Below are 9,434 nucleotides of genomic sequence, written 5' to 3'. Positions count from 1 at the left end.
CGTTTACGAACCCACAAGGTCACATTGTACGAATCAGCGATAGGAATCTGCGCGGGTTTATGGAACTTCTATTTAGTTAACTAGCTCATAGTCACCATCACAACAAGTCTAATATAGCCAGAGGAATCGTATCGTTTTTTGCCAGTTACGATTGTTTTCAATGGGTCACCATTTCTCTTCAGAAATCCATAATGACGTGAACAATAACCCTTGCTGTGATTTAATTCTGTACATCCTTCTATCAGGCACTTAACACGGGGATTCTGAACGGGAAAGTGTGAAATGTCTACGCCAAGCTTTTTAACACGATTTTGAATTGCTTTTCTAGCACCAGACATTGTTGAAAACTCTAAATAATTTAATAGGCCTCGCCAGCTTTTCGTTCGCTTGGCCGCGTCCTGTAATTGTTCATCTGTTATAGAATCAGCAGATTTTCTTATTGGTTTGTCTGGTTTTAACCCTGAGCCTTTTTTGAATCTTTCATAATGGGCAGAGCAGTATCCCAGTGCTTTAACACTTCGTTCACATGTATTGACTATACACCTCCTCCCTAGTTCCATTTCTATTCAGTAAAATAAAAAGTAAACTAATGTAGGGAAAATATATAGTAAAAATGAACTATATCTAGCCGTACTCTTGCTTGAATTTATCGCGGAGTTGGAGATATGCCTCATCCGCCATTACCTCAAGGTATTTGTTTCTGAAAATATCGGCGCAAACTTTCTTTTCAATGTCCCGTTCTTCTGGCGCTGTTTCCCGTCCGTGTGCACCACTTTGTCCCTTTTTATCTTCGGGAACTGGACCAACATACTTTTTTCCAGATTTGTGATGATAGTAGCGCAAACTGCGTGTCATTCCCATTTGCAGAAACTTCCGGGCCATGTCCATGCCGATGAAGTCCCCGTTAGCCTTGTAATCGAGAAACAGCTGATAAATTTTTTCGGACGATTCGCGGGCAATTTCGGGGGTTTTGAACCGCCAGTGGGGGAGTATCTCCGATTTGTAGGGTTGCACGAGGAGAACGCCCATCTCGCCCCTGCCAACCCGATACAGTTCGGGCTGCTGGCGCAAATCGAGGGTCTGGTAATCGAGGTCGTAATTGAACGATCGGTCGGTTGCTGGCATAGGGTAGTCGTTTTCTGCTGCTGTATAACCGGAAACGAGGACGAGTGGCCTGCTCACACGATCAAAAAAAGAATGGGTTACCCTGCCCGAAAGGCCACACAACCCCGAAACCGGGTCGGGACGAGGGCCCTGGTACGGACCTCGGCGAATGAAACGGGATCTGAAGCCGAAAACCGGCGAAAAAAATAGATTATCCCCCAACAGACTACCGGAACGCTTATACGCTGATTATGAGTCTCGCAAATCTGCCATCGGTCAGTAGCGTATGAAGGCAAATTATATTTGCTCTATAGGTGTACTTGGGAAATATTCGGTAAACCATACATTTGTCCGTTAATTTTTTAATTCATTATTAATAACTACTCAAACATGAAAGGACTCTTACGAACAGGCATGGCGCTGCTGTTGCTTCTTTGTTCGTCGCTCGTGATGGCGCAACAGATCGAAGTGAACGGTACCATAACTACGGCTGGAGATGGGTCGGTGTTGCCGGGCGTAAACGTGTCGGTAAAGGGCACGACAATCGGAACGCTGACCAACGAAAACGGCCAGTATAACCTCCGGATCAACCCCGAAAACGCTGTTCTGGTGTTTAGCTACATTGGTTACGAAAAGCAGGAAGTGGCCGTTAGCAGCCGAACGACCATTAACGTAGCCCTGAAGACAGATGATAAAACACTCAACGAGGTGGTTGTCACTGCGCTGGGCATCAGTCGGGATAAAAAAGCGCTGGGGTATGCTACCCAAAGTGTCAACGCGGAGCAGATTGTACAGAACCGCCAGCCCAACGTGGTCAATGCATTGCAGGGAAAAGTGGCCGGGGTAACCATTTCCAGCACGGGCGGTGCGCCGGGCCAGGGTGCGCGAATCCTGATCCGGGGAATCAACTCCATCGATGCTACCCGCGACAACCAGCCGCTGTTCGTGGTCGACGGGGTGCTCTTCGACAACAGTACCTCCACGGGTACGGCCAATTCGGGGGCTGAGTTTCGGGGTGCTTCGAACCGGGGTGCCGACATTAACCCCGACGATGTCGAAACCATCAACATTCTGAAAGGCGGTGCGGCCACCGCTTTATATGGACTACGGGGGGCTAACGGGGTAGTGGTCATCACGACCAAGTCGGGCAAGACAGGGGCGCTTCGGGCTACTTACAGCGGTACCTATGGGTTCGAGAACGTGAATAAATACCCGGAAGTGCAGGATAAATACACCATTGGGTATGCTGGCATTTACAACCCGCAGGACTTTTTTCCGTCATGGGGTCCAACGGTTGCCGACGCCATCAAAATTGACCCAACGCACCCACAGAAGCTGTACAATCATTTCAAGGATGCGTTTTATACCGGGCGGCAATTCCAGAATAACCTGTCTTTCTCGGGTGGGAACGAGAAAATAACCTTCCTCTCGTCTATTGGGCATGTGACGCAGGAAGGGGTCATCCCGTTTACGAACTACAACAAGCTATCAGTTCGGTTAAATACGAACGTGAAATTCAGTGACAAATTCAGTACCAACGCCACGTTGAATTTCATCAATTCGGGTGGCGACCGGTACAATGCCGACCGGTATAACGAAAGCCTGAGCTACTGGTCGCCCCGATATGATGTTCGGGATTACCTCAACGCCGATGGTTCCTACAAGACCTACGGGAATGGCAACCCAATTTACGGGGCCATGACCAACAAGTTCCGGGATAACGTTAACCGGCTGGTGGGTGGCCTGAACTTTATTTACTCCCCCCTTTCGTGGCTGACGCTGAACTACCGGGCAGGGCTGGACACGTATTCAGAAGGTCGGTTACGTACGGCTCCTGGTCCATCCGGGATTGCTGACGAACGAATACTGGAAGACAATCTCCTGGGGTTCGTATACCAGTACAATACCAATTTCAGGGCTATCACATCGACGTTTGCGGCTAGTGCCAACACAAAATTTGGCAATGACCTCAACGCCACGTTACGCATTGGTCACGATTTGTACGACCGCCGTATCCGGGGCTTTGGCGTAGAGGGAAGGGAACTGGCCGTCTACAATTATTTCGATCTGCGGAATGCGAAAACGGCAGTGCTTACTCAAAACGCCGAGGACTATCGCCTGATGGGTATTTTCGGCGAGTTAACCCTCGACTACAACGATTACCTGTTCCTGACCCTGACGGGGCGGAACGATATCACCTCGTCGCTGCGGGCACCCAACAATTCGTTCTTTTACCCCTCCGTGAGTGTTGGCTACGTGTTCTCACAGCAATTCAATCTGCCGCAATTCATTACGATGGGGAAACTTCGGGCTTCTTATGCACAGATTGGTAAGGATGCAGCTCCCTATTCAACCATTACGGGGTATTCTCCTTATACACAACTCCCCTCAGGTTCTACGGGGTTCACCCGCGGCTCCCTGCTGGGCGATCCGAACCTGCGCCCTGAATTTACCGATACGTTTGAAAGTGGCGTGGAGATGAACTTCCTGAAAAATCGCCTGGGATTCGACTTCACCTACTACAACTCTGTCAGTAAAGATCAGATCATTCAGGTCGATGTGACCTCGTCGACGGGTTATGTGAAAGCGGCTATCAACTCCGGTGCCATGCGTAACCGGGGTATCGAACTCGTTCTGCGCGGTACTCCCATCCGGCAGGGAAAGCTGACCTGGGATGTAAACCTGAACTTCTCGGCGAACCGGAACAAGATTCTGAGCATTCGGGAAGGGCTTACCGAAATCAACTACGCGTCCCAGTTCGGCTATTCCAGCTCGACAGTGACGATGAAACTGGTGCCCGGTTATGCCTACGGAAACCTGTACGGACGGAGCTACAAACGGTATTATGCCGACCCGGCGGAGGAAACGGTAGAACTCGACAAAAGCCGCCCGATCGTTATTGGAACCAACGGTTTCCCGGTGATCAATACCAGCCAGAAGCTGATAGGCAACTCGCAGCCCAAGTGGATTGGCGGTATGACAAACACCCTGCGATACGGCGATTTCTCCCTGACCGCGCTGGTCGATGCCCGGGTTGGACAGGACCGCTATAACCAGCTGAGCAACTTCTTCTCTGCCTTCGGGATTGCCAAGTACACCGAAGACCGCAACGACACGAAAGTGTTCGAAGGCGTGCTGGCCGATGGCGCTCCGAACACAAAAGCCGTTTGGCTGGGGCAGGGCGTTGGCCCGGATGGCGTCGATTATGGCAATGGATTCTACCGGAATGTACACCGGGGCGTAACCGAAAACTTTATCGAAGATGGCTCGTGGGTACGGCTTCGGTCGGTTGGGTTGTCATATAACCTGCCAACCTCATTCCTGAAGAAGTCTTTCATCAAAAACGCCAGCCTTAGCGTAACGGGCAACAACCTGGCTTTGTGGACGAAATATACGGGCTATGACCCCGAAACAAGCTCCACTAACAGCGGCAGTAATGTCGATGGCTTTACCGGGTTTACCTACCCCGCCGTTCGGAGTTTCCTGTTTACGATCAATGCTGGTTTTTAAGCAACCTATTCATTTACAGATTACTATGAAAATATATCGTAGCCCTATGCGTTTGATGCTGGTCCTGCTGCTGTTTTGTCTGGCAGGGTGCAGGGAGTATTTCGAGCTCAATGAAAACCCGAATCAGATTGCCAATCCGCCCCTGAGCTCGTTGCTATCGACGACGACCCAAAAGACCGCCTATAATTCGCAGCGGGCGGGCGGCATCACCTCGTACTTTGTGCAGTACCTGGCCAGCCCCGGTGCGGGCGGATCGACCGATACCTATCAGATAACCGATTATACTGCTACCTGGGATGCTATCTATTTCGGTATGGCCGATCTGTATGACATGAAACGCAGGGCGCAGGAGCAGGGGGCTTCGCAGTATGTAGGCGTTGCCAACGTGATGCTGTCCTACCATCTGACGCTCATTGCCGATATGTTCGGAGATGCTCCCTTCTCGGATGCTTTCACCGGCACAACCCTGATCCCGACATACGACACCGAGGAAGAACTGTACACGACGGCGCTCAACCTGCTTAACGAGGGTATAACGGAACTGGCCAGGACCGATTCGCGGGTGACATTAACTGCGTCCAATGATCTGATCCATAGCGGGGATACCGCAGCCTGGATAAAAACTGCCTATGCGCTGAAAGCACGGATGCTCAACAAGGTTTCGAAGACGAGTGCGTACAAGCCTGCCGATGTGCTCGCTGCGGTGTCGAATTCCTACAAGTCCAACGCCGATGATGCCCAGATGTCGTCGTACCTGCAACGGAACCCCTGGGCGCAACTAGCCATAAACAACACGAATAACCTGCTCGATGGCTGGCTGTCTACCCAACTGGTCAATCAGCTGAACGGCACGACCTACGGGGTGGCAGACCCGAGGGTCGAGAAAATTACCGACAAAACGATCAACAACGTCTACAAGGGAACGGTGAACGGGCAGGGTAATGTGGGTGGAAACAACACTGTGAAAGACGAGTCTTATATCTCCCTCAATTCACCGCTCACCGGGGACGCGTCTCCTTTACTGATTGTGAGCTATGCTGAGGTGAAGTTCATCGAAGCTGAAGCCGCGCTGGCGGCAGGAGAAAAAGCGCGTGCCTATGCGGCTTACCTAACGGGTATCAGGGCCAATATGGATAAGCTTGGGGTAGCAGCCGCTGCGCGTGATGCCTACCTGGCAAATCCGGTGGTGGGCGTGGGCGAAGCAGCCCTTACGCGCGATCTGATCTTTAAAGAAAAGTACGTAGTCACTTACCTGAATCCGGAAGCCTGGAACGACGCCCGTCGGTATAATTACCAGTACAAGGGGTTTAAGCTGCCCGTGAATGCGGCCTTGCCAACGTTTATCCGCCGGGTGGCTTACCCCAACGGAGAGACCACCAAAAATGGCAATAACGTACCCACTGAAGTGCCCTTGTCGGAACCGCTCTGGTGGGATAAATAATAACCTGACTGACTGCCATTGTAGGTAGCGTCAACTGTGAAACCTCCCCCGGATAGACCAGTACGGTCATCCGGGGGAGGTTTCACAGTTGACGAGCTAAGCGCTCCGTTAATTTTTCTTCTGTTCTTTGGCCCAGCCGTCTTTCAGGGTCACGGTCCGGTTGAATACGGGCCGGTCGGCGGTAGAGTCGGCGTCGAGGACGAAGTAGCCTTTACGCATGAACTGGAAGTTACTTTGCTCACCACTGCGGGCCGCTTCGACCAGAGCGGGTTCGACAAACGCCCGTACCACGCTCAGGGAGGCCGGGTTAATGAGTTCTTTGAAGTCGCGCTCGTCGGCGGCCGGGTTCTCGACCGAAAAGAGCCGGTCATAGAGCCGAACTTCCGCTTCGACCGCATGGGGTACGGATACCCAGTGGATCGTGCCTTTTACGTTGATCCCCGACGTATCGGAGCCAGAGCGGCTTTCGGGTAGGTAGCTACAGCGCAGTTCGGTGATGTTGCCCGCTGCGTCCTTCACGACGTCATCGCATTTGATGATATAAGCCCCTTTCAGGCGCACCATACCGCCGGGAAACAGCCGGAAGAACTTCTTCGGCGGGTTTTCCATGAAGTCGTCGCGTTCGATATACACCTCGCGGCTAAAGGGGACCTTCCGGTATGTCGTCGTTTCTTCTTCGGGATTGTTCTCGATGTTGAGCATTTCCTCGCGCCCTTCTTCGTAGTTGGAGATCACGAGTTTGAGCGGTTCCTCATCCAGTACGGCCATGACGCGGTGGGTGGTCTTGTTCAGCTCTTCACGGATGCAGAACTCCAGCAGACCCAGGTCGATCAGGTTTTCGCGACGCGCAATGCCGATACGGTCGGCAAACTCGCGGAGGCTGGCGGGGGTGTAGCCGCGTCGGCGCAACCCGGCGATGGTTGGCATACGGGGATCGTCCCAGCCGTTCACGTGGCCTTCTTCTACCAACTGTTTCAGCTTCCGTTTGCTCATGACCGTATAGGTCAGGTTGAGCCGCGCAAACTCGATCTGGCGGGAAGGGAAGATCTCCAGCTGCTGAATGAACCAGTCGTAGAGGGGCCGGTGAACCTCAAATTCCAGCGTACAGAGCGAATGGGTGATATGCTCGATGGCATCCGACTGCCCATGGGCAAAATCGTACATCGGGTAGATACACCAGGCGTCGCCCGTACGGTGGTGATGGGCATGTTTGATCCGGTAAATGATCGGGTCACGCAGCTGCATGTTGGGCGAGGTCATGTCGACCTTGGCCCGCAGGACTTTGGCACCATCGGGATAGTCACCGGCCCGCATCCGCCGGAACAGATCGAGGTTCTCGTCGACTGTCCGGTCGCGGTATTGGTTTGTACGGCCTGGCTCCGTAGGCGTTCCTTTCTGAGCCGCAATTTCTTCCGACGAGGAATCGTCGACATATGCCAGTCCTTTCTGGATCAGCGTTTCGGCGAAGGCATAGATCCGGACGAAGTAATCGGAAGCGTAAAATTCGTTCTCCCACTTAAAACCAAGCCACTGCACGTCGTTCTTGATAGAGTCGACATATTCAGTGTCTTCGGTAACCGGGTTGGTATCGTCGAAACGCAGGTTGGTTTGGCCACCGTATTTATCGGCCAGGCCAAAGTTGAGGCAAATGGATTTGGCGTGGCCAATGTGCAGATAGCCGTTGGGTTCGGGTGGAAAGCGGGTGTGAACACGGCCACCGTTCTTGCCGGCGGCTATATCGTCTTCAACGACTTGTTCAATAAAATTCAGGGGACTTCCGGCGTGGCCGTCTGCTCCACCGTGCAAGTCTTCAGATTCGTTCAATACATCAGTCATGGTACTCAGGCTGCTAATAAGTAGGCCGAAATTACGGCGATTGGGTGGGTTTGGCAAACCGGCGCTGCATTGGCATTCGCCGTTATATTCAGATTATTTGTAATCGGTGCGAACAAAACGGTAAGGGCTGGTGGTTTAAAGATAGTACACACTGTTGACTATATCCTGATAGATGTGGGGTGTCCGGTTATTACGTTATGAAAAATTATTGGTTTATCTGTTTTATTGGCTTACTGCTAAGCCTTCATAGTGAAGCGTTTGCGCAAAAAATGTCCGATACCCTCGGACAACAGGCGCAGTTACCCGATTGCATCCGGTATGCGCTGGATAATCAACCGGCTATCCGACAGTCGCTGATCGATCAGGAAATAGCGGACCGTACGGTTCGCTCGGCTTTGGCGGCCTGGTATCCTCAAATAGGAGCAGGATATAATGTGCTGCACTACCTGAAACTTCCTGTCACGCTCATCCCCGACGCAGCAACGGGCGAACGTCGTCCGGTAGCGCTGGGTGCCAAAAACACCTCTACCGCGTCTTTCTCCTTAAGTCAAACGCTCTTCAGCCGGGATGTGCTGCTGGCCAGCCAGACGGCCGACGCTTACCGCGTGCAGGCTTCGCAGGCAACCACCGACACAAAAATTGCGGTGGTGGTAAATGTCAGTAAAGCCTTTTACGACGTGATCCTGACCCAGCGTCAGGCCGATGTTCTGGCCGAAGACATTGTCAGGCTACAGCGTAGTTTGCAGGATGCCACGAATCAGTACCAGAGTGGTGTGGTCGATAAAACAGACCCGCAGCGCGCCCGGATTGCGCTCAACAACACCATTGCCCAGCGCAAGCAATTTCAGGATCAGGTAGGGGCTAAATATCAGATATTGAAACAACTGATGGGGTATCCGCCTACCAAACTCATCAACCTGACCTACGATACATTACAGCTGGTTAACGACGCAGCTTTGGATACAACGCTGCTGGTCAACCCGGCGAGTCGCATCGAGTATCAGTTGTTACAAACGCAGGGTCGGCTGCTGGAAGCCAACGTGCGTTATAACCGGTGGTCCTATCTGCCAACGGTAAGTGCCAATGCAAACTACAATCTGCTCTATCAGAACAACGTATTTCCGCAACTCTATACCCAGAATTTTCCGAACTCCCTGATCGGTTTGTCTGTGGCGATGCCCATTTTTCAGGGTGGCCGACGGATTCAGCAAACGAAAATTGCCGAACTACAGGTGAAGCGCCTGCAGTGGGACCTGGCTGGTTTGACCAGTTCCATCGATGCCGAGTACGCGCAGGCGCTGGCTACCTACAAAGGAAACCTGGCCAACTACCTGGCGCTGCGCGAGAACCAGCTGCTGGCTGAAGATGTCTACCGCGTTATCAACCTGCAATATCGTTCGGGGGTGCGGTCGTATCTGGATGTTACCATTGCCGAAGCCGATCTGAGAACGGCCCGTTTAAACGTTTTCAACGCGCTGAACCAGGTACTGGTAAGCAAGCTGGATGTACAGCGGTCTCTGGGCCAAATCCGTTTTTGATTTTA

The 9,434-nt window shown here is 52.2% G+C and carries 5 protein-coding genes; 3 read left to right on the top strand and 2 right to left on the bottom strand.

Annotated features, from left to right (window positions below):
• Positions 1–624: 624 nt before the first annotated feature.
• Positions 625–1,125, bottom strand: a complete 501-nt coding sequence (locus FH603_RS12815) for a DUF4385 domain-containing protein (RefSeq protein WP_186737916.1) — start codon at positions 1,123–1,125, stop codon at positions 625–627.
• A 369-nt stretch (positions 1,126–1,494) separates the two neighbouring features.
• Here FH603_RS12815 and FH603_RS12810 point away from each other — a divergent pair, with 369 nt between their 5' ends.
• Complete coding sequence (locus FH603_RS12810) at positions 1,495–4,614, top strand: SusC/RagA family TonB-linked outer membrane protein (RefSeq protein ID WP_186737915.1); 3,120 nt, start codon at positions 1,495–1,497, stop codon at positions 4,612–4,614.
• Between the two features lie 25 nt (positions 4,615–4,639).
• Positions 4,640–6,055, top strand: coding sequence for a SusD/RagB family nutrient-binding outer membrane lipoprotein (locus FH603_RS12805; RefSeq protein WP_186737914.1), 1,416 nt, complete (start codon positions 4,640–4,642; stop codon positions 6,053–6,055).
• 108 nt (positions 6,056–6,163) lie between these two features.
• On the opposite strand, the gene FH603_RS12800 is transcribed toward FH603_RS12805, so the two are convergent.
• Entirely contained in the window at positions 6,164–7,891 is a 1,728-nt protein-coding gene (locus FH603_RS12800) for a glutamine--tRNA ligase/YqeY domain fusion protein (protein WP_186737913.1), read from the bottom strand.
• Between the two features lie 197 nt (positions 7,892–8,088).
• Between FH603_RS12800 and FH603_RS12795 the strand changes: the two genes are divergently transcribed.
• The gene (locus tag FH603_RS12795) at positions 8,089–9,429 is read left to right on the top strand and encodes a TolC family protein (RefSeq protein ID WP_186737912.1); all 1,341 of its coding nucleotides are present in this window, start codon (positions 8,089–8,091) and stop codon (positions 9,427–9,429) included.
• Positions 9,430–9,434 lie beyond the last annotated feature (5 nt).

It is taken from the genome of Spirosoma utsteinense, from assembly GCF_014282275.1.
In the GTDB taxonomy this organism is placed as follows: Bacteria; Bacteroidota; Bacteroidia; order Cytophagales; family Spirosomataceae; genus Spirosoma; species Spirosoma utsteinense.
This window is presented reverse-complemented; position numbering and strand designations above follow the sequence as displayed.

Coding starts and splice junctions, on each gene's coding strand:
- FH603_RS12815 (WP_186737916.1), bottom strand. CDS start 1,125: ATGCCAGCAACCGACCGATCGTTCAATTACGACCTCGATTACCAGACC.
- FH603_RS12810 (WP_186737915.1), top strand. CDS start 1,495: ATGAAAGGACTCTTACGAACAGGCATGGCGCTGCTGTTGCTTCTTTGT.
- FH603_RS12805 (WP_186737914.1), top strand. CDS start 4,640: ATGAAAATATATCGTAGCCCTATGCGTTTGATGCTGGTCCTGCTGCTG.
- FH603_RS12800 (WP_186737913.1), bottom strand. CDS start 7,891: ATGACTGATGTATTGAACGAATCTGAAGACTTGCACGGTGGAGCAGAC.
- FH603_RS12795 (WP_186737912.1), top strand. CDS start 8,089: ATGAAAAATTATTGGTTTATCTGTTTTATTGGCTTACTGCTAAGCCTT.